This is a genomic window from Suilimivivens aceti, from assembly GCF_025567405.1.
In the GTDB taxonomy this organism is placed as follows: Bacteria; Bacillota; Clostridia; order Lachnospirales; family Lachnospiraceae; genus Suilimivivens; species Suilimivivens aceti.
Genome location: NZ_JAOQKJ010000013.1, coordinates 1 through 13639 on the forward strand (window position 1 = coordinate 1; position 13639 = coordinate 13639).

15 protein-coding genes are annotated in these 13639 nt (G+C 45.8%); 12 read left to right on the plus strand and 3 right to left on the minus strand.

Annotated features, from left to right (window positions below; all coding sequences use genetic code 11):
- The 7 genes from OCV77_RS13545 to OCV77_RS13575 form a co-directional block, all read left to right on the plus strand.
- A partial coding sequence (locus tag OCV77_RS13545; RefSeq protein WP_262575550.1) for a DUF4368 domain-containing protein occupies positions 1–257 on the plus strand: 257 nt, incomplete at its 5' end.
- Between the two features lie 168 nt (positions 258–425).
- Positions 426–857, plus strand: a complete 432-nt coding sequence (locus tag OCV77_RS13550) for a hypothetical protein (protein WP_262575551.1) — start codon at positions 426–428, stop codon at positions 855–857.
- Positions 858–1042: 185 nt separating this feature from the next.
- Positions 1043–1990: a GTP-binding protein gene (locus OCV77_RS13555; protein WP_262575552.1), complete on the plus strand. Its 948-nt coding sequence runs from the start codon at positions 1043–1045 to the stop codon at positions 1988–1990.
- Positions 1991–2011: 21 nt separating this feature from the next.
- Positions 2012–2944 (plus strand): AEC family transporter, encoded by a 933-nt coding sequence (locus OCV77_RS13560; RefSeq protein ID WP_262575553.1) that lies wholly within the window; start codon positions 2012–2014, stop codon positions 2942–2944.
- A 39-nt stretch (positions 2945–2983) separates the two neighbouring features.
- Positions 2984–3130 (plus strand): hypothetical protein, encoded by a 147-nt coding sequence (locus tag OCV77_RS16840; protein WP_331488886.1) that lies wholly within the window; start codon positions 2984–2986, stop codon positions 3128–3130.
- 16 nt (positions 3131–3146) lie between these two features.
- Positions 3147–3689 (plus strand): phosphohydrolase, encoded by a 543-nt coding sequence (locus OCV77_RS13570; protein WP_262575554.1) that lies wholly within the window; start codon positions 3147–3149, stop codon positions 3687–3689.
- Between the two features lie 57 nt (positions 3690–3746).
- Positions 3747–4205 carry a ferritin-like domain-containing protein gene (locus OCV77_RS13575; protein ID WP_262575555.1) on the plus strand — a complete coding sequence of 153 codons (459 nt, stop codon included), beginning with the start codon at positions 3747–3749 and terminating at the stop codon, positions 4203–4205.
- 510 nt (positions 4206–4715) lie between these two features.
- Here OCV77_RS13575 and OCV77_RS13580 read toward each other — a convergent pair.
- Positions 4716–6266: an alpha-amylase family glycosyl hydrolase gene (locus OCV77_RS13580; protein WP_262575557.1), complete on the minus strand. Its 1551-nt coding sequence runs from the start codon at positions 6264–6266 to the stop codon at positions 4716–4718.
- Between the two features lie 225 nt (positions 6267–6491).
- On the opposite strand from OCV77_RS13580, the gene OCV77_RS13585 reads away from it, so the two are divergent.
- The 4 genes from OCV77_RS13585 to OCV77_RS13600 are packed head-to-tail and all read left to right on the plus strand — an operon-like array spanning position 6492 to position 10893.
- Positions 6492–7382: an AraC family transcriptional regulator gene (locus tag OCV77_RS13585; RefSeq protein WP_262575558.1), complete on the plus strand. Its 891-nt coding sequence runs from the start codon at positions 6492–6494 to the stop codon at positions 7380–7382.
- 36 nt (positions 7383–7418) lie between these two features.
- Complete coding sequence (locus OCV77_RS13590) at positions 7419–8585, plus strand: pyridoxal phosphate-dependent aminotransferase (protein WP_262575559.1); 1167 nt, start codon at positions 7419–7421, stop codon at positions 8583–8585.
- A 15-nt stretch (positions 8586–8600) separates the two neighbouring features.
- A complete protein-coding gene (locus tag OCV77_RS13595) occupies positions 8601–9305 on the plus strand; it encodes a response regulator transcription factor (RefSeq protein WP_262575560.1) in 705 nt (234 codons plus the stop codon).
- On the plus strand, positions 9292–10893 hold the full coding sequence (locus OCV77_RS13600) for a sensor histidine kinase (RefSeq protein WP_262575561.1): 1602 nt from the start codon (positions 9292–9294) through the stop codon (positions 10891–10893). Before OCV77_RS13595 ends, OCV77_RS13600 begins: the two co-directional genes overlap by 14 nt.
- Before the next feature lie 59 nt (positions 10894–10952).
- Here OCV77_RS13600 and trpS read toward each other — a convergent pair whose 3' ends face one another.
- Complete coding sequence (gene trpS, locus OCV77_RS13605) at positions 10953–12041, minus strand: tryptophan--tRNA ligase (RefSeq protein ID WP_262575562.1); 1089 nt, start codon at positions 12039–12041, stop codon at positions 10953–10955.
- A gap of 182 nt (positions 12042–12223) precedes the next feature.
- Here trpS and OCV77_RS13610 point away from each other — a divergent pair, with 182 nt between their 5' ends.
- Entirely contained in the window at positions 12224–12709 is a 486-nt protein-coding gene (locus tag OCV77_RS13610; RefSeq protein WP_262575563.1) for a DUF2752 domain-containing protein, read from the plus strand.
- 35 nt (positions 12710–12744) lie between these two features.
- On the opposite strand, the gene OCV77_RS13615 is transcribed toward OCV77_RS13610, so the two are convergent.
- A complete protein-coding gene (locus OCV77_RS13615; RefSeq protein WP_262575564.1) occupies positions 12745–13608 on the minus strand; it encodes a class I SAM-dependent methyltransferase in 864 nt (287 codons plus the stop codon).
- Positions 13609–13639 lie beyond the last annotated feature (31 nt).

Sequence of the window (13639 nt, forward strand, 5' to 3'; positions counted from 1 at the left end):
ACCAGAACGAGCAAAAGGAGCTTGAAACAAAAATAAGACAGCTTCACGAAACGATGGAAGCCGCCGTACAGACCGCAGCGGACGCTGAAAAGTGGATTGCCCTGATGAAACAGTATGTCAACCCTGTGGCGCTGACCGCCGAACTTCTGAACACTCTAATTGAAAAAATAACCGTCCACGAAGCTGTCAAGGGCGAGGATGGAAGTCGTGAGCAGGAAGTAGAAATCTACTACCGCTTTATCGGCAAAATCGATTGACCTTTCTTTTTTACCCAACAATATCTTTAATTAAGGGAAACGGGCAACAGTCTGCCTGAGATCACGCTGCTTGGAACTCTCTGTGAAGCATTGGACAGTAATGTTAATGAATTATTGTCCGGAGAAAAAATTGTAGATACGGAGTATTCAAAGAAAGCGGAGGAAAATATGATGAATTTAATTGCAGACAGCAGGAAGAATGGAAAGGCAGAATTTATTTTTGGAATTATCCTGGCAGTTGTACTGATCGTACTGCTTGGACTTGGTGTACAGAGCTTTGGGGGTGGAAGTGGAGTTAAAATTGGATATTATATCGATGTGCCAAGCCTCTTTTTTCTGGTACTTGGATGTCTTGCCTTTGGGATGATCGCAGTGGAAAAGACACTGATGGGATTTCTGAGGGTAGCAGAAGCGCTGGTGATCCCGTTTAGTGTCATGGAAACAATGATTCAGATGCTGTATGTCCTGCATCATGTGAATGAAATTACCAAGCTTGGACCAAATGTGGCTGTCGCACTGTGCTCGACTCTGTATGCATTGATTATTTATGTGGTCGTAAGACTGATCAGGTTCCGGAAGGAAAGACAAAAGGTATGCTAAGATTCACAAAACAGCGTAACAGAAGTGATAACGACTTTGCAAAACACGAAATGAGAAGCACAGATCTGCTTGATGAAAGAACTTCAATGACTTATAATTTTTGTTGAAGTTCTTTTTTGTATAGGAAAGTTGATTCAGGAAGATAATTTCTGATCTGTCATACAGAAAGGCAGAAGAGGTGAAGAATGATAACCATAGATTTAATTACGGGCTTTTTGGGATCTGGAAAAACAACCTTTATCAAAAAATATGCCAGGTACCTGATGGATCAGGGACTGAAGATAGGTATTCTGGAGAATGATTTTGGGGCAGTAAATGTAGACATGCTGCTTTTGCAGGAGCTTCTGGGAGAGCAGTGTGATCTGGAAATGGTGTCCGGCGGATGTGATAAAGACTGCCATATCAGAAGATTCAAGACTAAGCTGATCGCCATGGGAATGAGCGGCTATGACAGAGTGATCGTAGAACCGTCCGGCATTTTTGATGTGGATGAATTTTTTGATTCTTTAAGGGAGGATCCACTGGATCAGTGGTATGAGATCGGAAATGTGATCACGATCGTAGATGCCCTGTTAAATCTGCGGCTTTCCGAGGAGTCAGATTATCTGCTGGCTTCTGAGGTGGCTGATGCAGGAAAGGTTATCATAAGCCATGCAGATGAAGCTGATCCGTGGCAGATTGATGGGACAGTACAGCATCTGAATCAGGCGCTTGCGAAGATCAAATGTAAAAGACAGCTGACAAATGAGGATGTCATTGCTGAAAATATGGAACAGCTTTCTGAAAAGGCACTGGATGCTGTTTTTCACTGCGGCTACCGGCTGGAAAGCTATTGCAAGCTGGATGCTGGGGATTACAGGGGATTTGATTCTGTTTACTTTATGAATGCAGAGATTTCAGAGGAAAAGCTGAAGGAAGCGGCCGTGAAGATCCTTTTGGATCCAGCCTGTGGCAACGTATTCCGTATTAAGGGATTTATCAGGAAAGGCAGTGGATGGCTGCAGCTGAATGCTACACGTAGCGTGGTCGAACTGAGGCCGATCGGAACCGGACAGGAGGTTCTTATTGTGATCGGTGAAAATCTGAAGGCGGAAGTTATCAGCGATATTTTTGGAGCGAAGCCTGCTGTATAGGAAAAAGAAAGGAAAATACAGATGATTAAGATATTAGAGGCACTTCTGCCGGTTCTGCTGATGATGGGACTTGGTGCCTTCTGCAAGGCCAGAGGCTGGCTGAAGCAGGAAAGTATAAATGGATTGAAATTTCTTGCCACAAAGATTATTCTGCCGGTAGCGATTTTTCATGCACTGTCTACGGCAGATTATAGCAGCAGTATTTTTAAAATTGTACTGATCATGTTCTGCATGCTGCTTATCTCCTTTGGGGCAGGTTTTCTGGTAAAGGGGTTTGTAAAGCCGCCATACCGAAAGTATGTACCGTTTCTGGTCAGCGTGTATGAGGGCGGCATGATGGCATATCCGCTGTATACGAATCTGTGCGGTACAGAGAATCTGTCACAGATTGCAGTACTGGATATTGCAGGACTGTTGTTCGGGTTCAGCGTTTATATGAGTCTGCTCCGGGCAGTAGATGGCTCTGAAAAGATGGGAGTGCGTGACATATGTCTGGACGCTGTGAAGAATCCGGCATTCATTGCTACCGTACTTGGTATTTTGTGTGGGCTTACCGGCATAGTCAGAGGACTTCTGGAGAGCAGTGCCGGAGACCTGTACCTGATATGTGAGTCCATGATTACCAGTCCTCTGTCAGCCATCATCCTCCTGATTGTAGGATATGAGCTGAAACCGGACAGGGCACTTATGATCCCATGTCTGAAAACACTGCTGCTGCGTATGGCTGTGCAGGCGGTGATGATACTTGGAGTTCTGGCTGCAGTACACCGGTTTGCAGGAAGAAATCAGCTTCTTGATCTGGCAGTTCTGATCTATATGTCAGCACCAGCGACATTCAGTCTGCAGACTTTTGTGAAAACGGAGGAAGGGTCTACTTATATTGCAACGACCAATTCTCTGTACTGTTTTATCAGCATTGCTGTTTATGCCATAGCGGCATTTTTTGTGAGATAAACACAGGATGTGATTACCTGTGAGAGGGGTTAACTGACAGTGAAAAAGAAAGCACTGAAGGCAGCTTTTCCTTATACGCTGCCTATTTGTATCGGATTTTTATTCCTGGGGATATCCTATGGATTTCTGAGTATTGCAGGCGGCACCATTCTTTATATGGTACTGGTGCAGACTGTTTTTCAATGAAAAGGAGAAGCTTTATATGAGTACAATGAACACATATACGGGGAAACAGTTTGATCCAATGCTAATGACAGAGGAGGATGTAAGTCTCCGGGACATTGCCCATGCCTTAAGCCTGCTTTGCCGGGGCGGCGGACAGGTGACCTACTTCTATTCGGTAGGACAGCACAGTGTGAACTGTGCCAGGGAAGCCAGGGCACGTGGATGGTCAGATAGACTGGTGCTTGCCTGCCTTCTGCATGATGCCAGTGAGGCTTATCTTTCTGATATTATCAGGCCGGTGAAGGAGCATCTGCAGGGATATCGTGAGATTGAATCGCAGATCATGCAGGTGATTTTTGAAAAATTTGGTCTTGGTGATCTGACAGCAGAAGAGAACCGGTGCTGGAAGCAGATTGATAATGAAATACTCAGTAACGAGATGCCGGCTATGCTAAATGGAAGGATGCCCATAGAAAAGGTAAAAATCTATTCAGAGCCAGATCTTGCAGAGCATCCGTTTCGGAAAGTAGAGGAGGAATTTTACTCCATGGCAGAAGAATTGCTTTCTCTCAGGGAATAGAAAATGAAATTCTGATCCATAATATCATTGTAAAAACAGGTGAAGGAGTGGAATGCAATGATATTAAAGGAAAAAGAAAGAACAGCGATCGAAGATCTGCAGACACAGGAAAAAAGCTGTGTGGAAAAGTATGGAAAGTATGCAAAGGAAGCCAAAGACCCGGAGCTGAAGAATCTCTTTTCCAGACTACAGAAGGAGGAGCAGAAGCATTATGATTCCCTTTCGCAGGTACTGAATGGCAGTGTACCGGACTGTGACTGCAATGACAGTCAGGGAAGGGATTACACACCCAAGGCGGCATATTCATCCATGAGCAGCAATGCTGACAAAGAGCATGATGCATTTCTGGCTACTGACTGTATTGGCACGGAGAAGCTGGTATCTGGAGAATATAATACAGATGTATTTGTCTTTGGAGAGAGCAAGATCCGAAAACTGCTGGCCGATATCCAGATCGAAGAGCAGAATCATGCGGAGATGCTGTTCAAATACAAGATGGCAAATGGAATGGCATAAAGAGAAAAACACTTCTGCAAAAAGAAGAGGGCTGTCAGATGGGTAAATTTACCTGGACGACAGCCCTGTTTTATACCTGCTTTTACGTCATTTCTTCCGGTTTTTGTTCCTAATTTATTGTTGGTTTGATGATAAGATTGTTATTATATTACGGTTTACAGGCTGAAACATGTCTGATATAATGCTAATTAAGGAAAGTCAGAGAGCAAAGGTGGCACCCTCTAATATGGAGGGGCTAATCCCTCCAGACGAAAGAAAGGAGGGCGATGCCAATGGTTACATATTCAGAGCTTATAGAGTTCAGTATGTTCATTGTTACCCTTATTGGATTGTGTTATGCAATCTTCAAAGGTAGAAAATAGCCGCCAACTACTCGCACTAGTTGACGGCTTGGTATAAAAGCTAAACTATAGAGGGTAGACCGCTTCTCTGGCTTTTCCTCTACTCAAGGATAGCATATAAATCAGCAAAAAGCAAGAATAGTTCAGCCTGTTCTGATACCATCCGGCTTTAAATCAGCTTTACATAAACAGCGGTTCCACCGTCTACAGAAACACCACCTTTTTCAAGGACAGCATTGCCGCCAACCGTAGTCAGGATCTCGCCGGCAGTGTCAGGAACAAAGGCAGGCTTCCCGGCAGGATTGATGACCACAAGGATGGTTTCTTCCTCGCAGCTTCTCTGGTAAACCATAGGATAGTCATCCTTCAGGAATGTAACGGCAGCTTTGCTCTGCAGTGCAGGATGCGCCATACGAAGAGCAATCAGATGTTTTACGGTACTGCGGAGGGAAGAGGTGTCGTTCATCTGGCTTTCCGCATCCGGACGATCTTTGCTTTCATCCTGCTTAATATAAAGCTTTTCTGCTGCGGCAGTGGAGAAACCGGCATTGGTCATCTTATTCCACTGCATGGGGGAACGGGAACCGGTACGCTCATAGCCGCCTTCAACAGAAGTCAGCCCTTCCACATAACGCATACCGATCTCATCACCATAGTAAATAAAAGGTGCGCCCGGCATGGAAAGGAGGAACGCAAAGGCAACCTTCATTTCTTCCGGCTCCAGCCGTCTTGCCATTCTATCCATATCATGATTACCGGAAGGAATACAGATCAGTCCTTTTCCATTTGTCTTTTCATAGTTACCCTGATAGGTTTTAATAAACTCTTTGGCACTGCCAAGTCCCCTTCTTGAAAAATAAGGCTCCTCACAGCGGAAAAGATCATTGTAATGGGAAGGACCAAAGTGAAGCAGAAAGTCCATGTGGAAGCCGCCGATCAGGCTCTTGTCAGGTTCGCCCCATTCGCTGACCATGGCAGCCATAGGAAATTCTTCATTTAAAAAGGTACGGATATCCTGCCAGAGTGCAATCGTACCCTTGCCGTCTTCATCATTTTTGACAAGGGAGCCGGCCATATCCACACGGAAGCCGTCACAGCCCATGGAAAGCCAGAAACGCATGATATTTTTCAGCTCTTCCCGGGTGGAAAGAGGACCCTCATCATTCATGGACTGCTGCCATTTTTTATCCGGATCCGGCTTGTAGAAGCCGTAGTTCAGGGCAGGCTGATGGGAGAAGAAGTTGACGATACAGGAACCGTCACGGGGAGAGATGCCACGGATACAGCCCATATTGTCAGGGGATTCCCAGACGCTGTCTGTCCATACATAGCGGTCTGTATAGGCATTCTTTTCTGCCTTCATGGATTCCTGAAACCATTTGCAGGTAACAGCAGTATGACCAGGAACCAGATCCAGGATCACATGCATATCGCGCTTATGGGCCTCGGCAAACAGATTTGCCAGATCTTCATTGGTACCATAACGGGGTGCTACGGTATAATAATCCTCTACATCATAACCGGCATCGCCAAAAGGGGACTGGAAGCAGGGATTCAGCCAGAGAGCTGTGCATCCAAGTTCTTTGATATAATCCAGCTTACTGATGATACCGTTGATATCACCGATACCGTCGGCATTGGTATCGCAGAAAGACTGGGGATAGATTTCATAAAAAACAGCATTGTCAAGCCATGCGGGCTGTTTTACAGTTGTGCTCATGAGAGATTCCTCCTTAAAAATAGTGTTTCCGTTTTTGCAGAAATGTGTTTTGACCGAAGATGAAAAAGAAGTTGTTTCTTTTTCCTTATAACGATACAATACTATTAGAAAAGGAATCATTCAACTGAAATTCTATGAAAAACTGGTATGATTCTACTGCGGATATCCAAAAGAAGATTCCATCACATTGTAGAACAAACAAAAGCAGGATGACAGAAAGCAGCTATGGAAAAAGAGAAGAGAGTACACAGTTCAATATTGATCCCCTACAGTTATTACTCCGGCCGGATCCCTGATTACTTCCCCTTTGTGCCCCTGCACTGGCACAGGGAATGGGAGCTGAATGTGATCACAGAAGGAAATGGTGTGGTACGTCTTGGGGAAAAGGAAACAGAGGCAAAGGCTGGTGATATCGTGCTGATCCAGCCAGAATTGTTGCATGCCATTACCACTGATGACAGACTGTTCTATGACACCGTGGTGTTTAGTAGTGATATGTTCGGAAACGGGGAGGACCGGAGTTACCGGAAGATGGTGCATCCTCTTTGCCTTGGCAGGGCCTGCCTGCAGATCGCTGAGGAGAAAAATGTGTGTTACAAGGAAATCAGAGAATGTGCAGATACTGTGATCTGCTGCGCAAGAGAGAATAGTGCGGAGGCAGATCTTTTGATGAAAGGAGAACTTCTGCGGCTTTTATGGTTCTTTTATGAAGGTGACCTGGTGTCCGGAAACAGGGAGCCTGTGCAGAACGTGGAGATCAAGGCGGCCATTGATTATATGTCGATCCACTATGCTGAAAATATTACCATTGCAGATCTGGCAGGGCAGGTGAATTTAAGCCAGAGCTACTTTATGCAGAAATTCCGGGAGATGGCCGGAATGGGAGCGGCAGAGTACCTGAACAGACTGCGGATCCAAAAGGCCTGCGAAGAGATTCTTTCCGGAAGCAGCATCTCCGGGGCAGCTTTCGACTGTGGATTCCGGAACCTTTCCAATTTCAACAGACAGTTCCGCATGATGGTAGGGTGTACCCCGAGGGAATACAGGGGAAGAAACCAATGCCCGCCTGCAGAAATTGCAGGAAGAGGTATCTTTCAAGCAGGGGATATGCTATGATAGGAAAGACAGGTAACTGGATGAGGAGGAATGAATATGAAGGCATTAAGCAGTAGAACAGCAGATTTTACAGATTCCGTTATCAGACGTATGACCCGCGTTTCCAATCAGCATGGTGCCGTGAATCTTTCCCAGGGATTTCCTGACTTTGATCCCCCAAGAGAGATTACAGACCGTCTTTCTGAAGTGGCGAAAAGCGGTCCTCATCAGTATGCACTGACCTGGGGGGCACAGAATTTCAGAGAGGCTCTTGTCAGAAAGCAGGAGCATTTTTCCGGCATGAAGTTTGATCCGGATAAAGAGGTCGTGGTGACCTGTGGCAGTACGGAAGCCATGATGGCGTCCATGATGAGTGTATGCAATCCGGGAGACAAAGTAGTGATCTTTTCTCCTTTTTATGAAAATTATGGCGCTGACACCATTTTAAGTGGTGCGGAGCCGGTTTATGTACCGTTAAAGCCGCCCACGTTCTGCTTTGATGCGGATGAACTGGAAGCGGCCATGAAGCAGGATGGCGTGAAAGCACTGATCCTCTGTAATCCTTCCAATCCCTGTGGTAAAGTATTTACAAGGGATGAGCTCCTGGTGATCGCTGATCTGGCGAAGAAATACGATCTTTATGTGATCACTGATGAAGTTTATGAGCACATTTTATATAAGCCTCACGTACATACTTATATGGCATCTCTGCCGGGCATGAGAGAACGCACGATCATGTGCAATTCCCTGTCAAAGACCTATTCCATTACCGGCTGGCGTCTTGGCTATGTGATTGCCCCGCCGGAAATCGCAGACCGTGTGAAAAAGGTGCACGATTTCCTGACAGTAGGTGCGGCAGCTCCGCTGATGGAGGCAGCTGTGGTCGGCCTGAACTTCGGAGATGACTATTATCAGCAGCTACAGGCACATTATACGCATATGAAGGAGCTGTTTGTGGGAGGACTTAAGGATATCGGACTTACCTTTACAGAGCCCCAGGGCGCTTACTATGTACTGATGGATATCAGTGAATTTGGATATGACAGTGACCTGGTATTCTGCGAGGAACTGGCAGAGAAGGTTGGCGTTGGCGCTGTGCCGGGCTCCAGCTTTTTCAGGGAGGATATAAACCATCTGATCCGTTTCCACTTTGCAAAGCAGGATGAGACTCTTAAGAAGGCACTGGACAGACTTGCCGATATCCGTACAAAGATGAAAAAATAAAGGACGGGAATACCGATGAAATATAAAATACTGGTAGCAGAGGATGATACAGATATTGCAGATTTTATCAAGCTTTATCTGGAAAATGAAGGCTATGAGGTGATTCCTTCGGCAGATGGGATGACAGCTTATGAGAAACTGAAGGAAAGCAGGGCAGATCTGGCAGTTGTTGACATCATGATGCCGAAGTTAAACGGCTATGATCTGATCCGGCGGATCCGGGAGGACAGTAATATTCCCATTATCATTTTGTCTGCGAAAAATCTGGACAGTGACAAGATCCTCGGTCTTGATCTCGGTGCAGATGATTATCTGACAAAGCCCTTCAATCCCCTGGAGCTGATTGCCAGGATACGATCTAATATCAGAAGATATTACAGCCTTGGCAGCCAGGCAGAGGCTGAGGCGAAAGAGAGCAGACAGATCCGTGTAGGTGATCTTGTACTGGATGAGGATTCCGTTACTCTGAAAAAGGGTGATCAGGTGATCACTATCACGCCTACAGAATATAAGATGCTTTCTCTGTTTATGAAGTCTCCCGGTAAGGTGTTTACCAAGATGCAGATCTATCAGGCAGTTAACGGAGAGTGCTATGTCAATGATGACAATACGCTGATGGTGCATATTTCCAATCTGAGGGACAAGATCGAGGATAATCCGAGGGAACCCAGATATATCAAAAACATAAGAGGTATCGGTTACAAAATTGAAAAGCTATAAGAAGAAAGAAAAAAGTCTGTATACCCTGCTGATCAAAAACTATGTGATTTTCGCTGTTGTTCTGCTTCTGGCAGTTCAGATCCTCGGGCTGTTGGAAGAGCTTATGGATCAGAAGATTGCACGGCTGCCCAGAATCGATCACCCCGTCGGAGAGCAGGAAAAGCTGGCGGATGAAGACTATGGATCCCTTTCCATGAAAGCTTTGCTTGGAACGGAAGGCTATTTTGATATATATACAGCAGCGGGAGAAAGGTTATACACAGACTATGATGCTTTTGGGAGCAGCTATACACTGAAGGAGATCAGTCTGATCCCGGAGTGCAATACACATGTCAGCTATGAAACAAAGAATTATGAAATGGAAGATGGCAGCAGGCAGATCCTGGTGACAGAAAGTAAAAAAGAAGAGGATACCGGATATCAGGAGAACATTGCCTATTATCTGTTTGATGGAGAACTGAGGCTTCTGGAAAGCAGTGTCTCATTTCCGTATAAGCAGATCACAGAGCGGGAGCTGCGTCTTCTCACAGCTGCAACAGATAACGGGTACAGTACCTATAAATATTCCTACAGAACAGAAAATGGGGAAGACAGGATCCTGCTCATGCATGTGAAAAGAATGGACAGACAGAGGGTTAAAAGACTGATGGTTTTCAAACAGATCTTTATTCCTGCTTATGTGTTGATCCTGATAGGGGCTACACTGTTCTTCGCATTATGGATGCACAGGCGTGTGAGGGAGCCTCTTTTTATCCTGAAAAACGGGATCCAGGATTTTGCTGATGGCAAAAGGGATACTGTCCTTTCTTATCAGGGACCCAGGGAATTTGAGGATATTTTCAGCAGCTTTAACCGGATGGCGGTGCAGCTTAAGGAAAGTGAAAGTGCCAAAGAGCATCTGATCATGGAAAAGCAGCGCATGCTGGCAGATATTTCCCATGATCTGAAAACACCGATCACGGTGATCCAGGGATATGCCAAAGCAGTGGCAGATGGCCTGACGGATGAGGAGATGCAGAAGCAGTATCTGAATACAATTGTTAAAAAGGCTGAGAGCCTGACAGATATGATCAATACCTTTCACGATTACAGTAAGCTGGAGCATCCGGAATTTTGTCTGGTAAGGGAAACACAGGATCTGGCTGAGTATCTGCGGGAATATCTGGCGGAGAAATATGATGAGATCGATCTGGGCGGATTTAACCTTGAGGTGGAGATCCCTGAAGAAACGGTATCCTACAGCTTTGACCGAGTACAGATGAAGCGGGTATTTGATAATATCATTTCCAATTCCCTGCGTCACAATCCGCCTGGAACTGTTATTTATGTAACACTGCAGCAGTCAGATAAGGCGGTCCGTATAGAGATCGGAGACAGTGGTGTTGGCATTCCGCTGGAACTGCAGGATACACTTTTTGATCCTTTTATTGTTGGGGATGAATCACGGAATACAAGACAGGGCTCAGGGCTTGGACTAGCCGTGGCACATAAGATCATAGAGCTTCACGGAGGAGCTCTTTTCCTTGAAAAAGGGGAGCAGCATGGCAATGGCATCAGCACACTGTTTGTGATACGGCTGCTTAAATAAAAAAAGGCATAATGGAAATCAGAGCTTCTGATCCATTATGCCTTTTTAGCGCGAAATGGTTATTCAGCCTTATATCTGTCGGCCTGCTCTGCAATCAGGGCATGGTCATCAAAGTAATTGATCTTCATGGACTTTTTGACATCATCAAGAGTCCTGGCGGCAACTTCTTCAGCTTCCATGCTTCCCTTGTGCAGAATCTCGTAAATATCAGGGATACGCTGTTCCCATTCCTTACGGCTTGTTCGGATAGGGGAGAGCTGCTCCTGAAGGACGTTGTTCAGGAATTTCTTAACCTTCACATCACCAAGACCGCCTCTTGTATAGTGATCCTTTAATTCCTGGAGGCAGCTGTACTCAGGCAGATATTCAGCAAACATATCATCCTTACAGAAGGCGTCCAGATATATGAAGACAGGATTGCCCTCTACCTGGCCGGGATCAGATACCTGTAAGTGGTTAGGGTCTGTAAACATGCTCATAACCTTCTTACGAACCTCTTCTTCAGGATCGGAAAGGTAAATGCAGTTATTCAGGGATTTGCTCATCTTGGCCTTTCCATCGGTACCTGGCAGACGAAGGCATGCCTTGTTGTCAGGAAGCAGGATATCAGGCTCTACCAGAGTGTCACCGTAAACGGAATTGAACTTTCTTACAATCTCCTTGGTCTGCTCCAGCATGGGAAGCTGATCTTCACCGACCGGAACGGTAGTTGCCTTGAAGGCTGTGATATCAGCAGCCTGGCTGATCGGGTAGGTAAAGAATCCAACCGGTATGCTGGCTTCAAAGTTTCGCATCTGGATTTCAGATTTAACGGTAGGGTTACGCTGCAATCTGGAAACAGTAACCAGATTCATATAGTAAAAAGTAAGTTCAGTCAGTTCTGGGATCTGTGACTGGATCAGAAGCGTGGATTTCTCGGGATCAAGACCACAGGAAAGGTAGTCAAGAGCCACCTCAATGATATTCTGGCGGACTTTCTCCGGATTTTCTGCGTTGTCTGTCAGTGCCTGTGCATCTGCGATCATAATAAAGATTTTATCGAATTCACCGGAATTCTGAAGCTCCACTCTTCTGCGGAGGGAACCGACATAGTGACCCACATGAAGTCTTCCGGTAGGTCTGTCACCGGTCAGTATGATTTTTGACATAATTTTGTTCCTCGTTTCTTCTGTGTACGGCAGGAAACCGTCCTTTTCATTATACACTATTGTGAAGCATTTTCCATATAGATTTCAAAAATAAATTCATGTACAATGAAAACAGGGAAAAGGATCTGGAATATGATCAACGGGAATAGAAGGTAGACACAGTGATAGGGAATGACAGGAAAATGAACTGGAAGAAGACGGGCAGAAGAATCAGAGAGGATGCGAAATGGGCATTTCTTACGGGAATTGTCTTTTTCGTTTATTATGAAATCGTACATTATTTTTATGGGGCATTCTGTCCTATGCTGGTGACCACAGGATTTCCCTGTGCGGGCTGCGGACTGACAAGAGCCTTTCTATATCTTGGAAGCGGTCAGCTTGAAAGAGCCATGTATATGAATCCCATGGCTCTGTTTGTCATTGTCTTTGCCCTGTACTGCGGATATTACCGATATATCCGTCTGACCACAGTAAAGCATTTTTCACTGGCGCTTGGATTGCTGATCACTGTCATGCTGGTATTTTACGGTGTCCGGATGTATTTGTATTTCCCGGACAGGGTTCCATATGTCTATACAAGGAGAAATGTGCTGGCAGAGTGTTTCCCCGGCTATCAGCAGCTGGTGGATCAGCTGCTGAACCGGATCCGTGAGAACAGGGTATCATAATTTGCCGGAAAGCAGGCAGTTTTCTGGTACATATCCTACAGGGAGGACCATCTTCCTGATGCACCACAGGGCAGCACCAGTCCGTTTGCAGAAACCGGAAGACCGATCTCAGAGGACACCACATGGCCGCCTCTCCTTCTGGCAACAGCCGTATTCAGCATATAAGTCAGAACAGCGGGCTGCAGACCTGTTGTGTAAGAGTTGACAAGGAAGAACAGCGGTTTGTCAGAAAGGAGCTTTTCTGTCAGCTCGATAAAGGGATAAATGCTGTCTTCAATTTTCCAGATCTCTCCCTTTGGACCTCTTCCATAAGAGGGAGGATCCATGATGATACCATCGTAGGTATTGCCTCTTCGGAGCTCCCGTTCCACAAACTTCACACAGTCATCCACCAGATAGCGGATGGGGGCATCGGCAAGACCGGAGGCTGCTGCATTTTCTTTTGCCCAGGCTACCATTCCCTTGGAAGCATCCACATGGGTAACACTGGCACCGGCTTTAGCAGCAGATATGGTAGCACCGCCGGTGTAGGCAAACAGGTTCAGCACCTTGACAGGACGGCCAGACTTCTGTATCAGGTCAGAGAACCAGTCCCAGTTCACAGCCTGTTCCGGGAAAAGACCGGTATGCTTGAAGCTGAAGGGCTTTAAATGAAAGGTCAGTGAATGATAATGAATGCTCCATTCCTGCGGAAGGTCAAAAAACTCCCATTCTCCACCGCCTTTGCTGCTTCTGTGGTAGTGACCATTTAAATGCTTCCATTCTTTCCGTTCTTTTTTTGTATTCCAGATGACCTGCGGATCCGGGCGGAGGAGGATGTATCTTCCCCAACGCTCCAGCTTTTCTCCACAGGAGGTATCAAGTACTTCGTAATCTTTCCAGTTATCTGCGATCCACATAATCCATTTCTCCCAAACGGCCGGTAAGGCC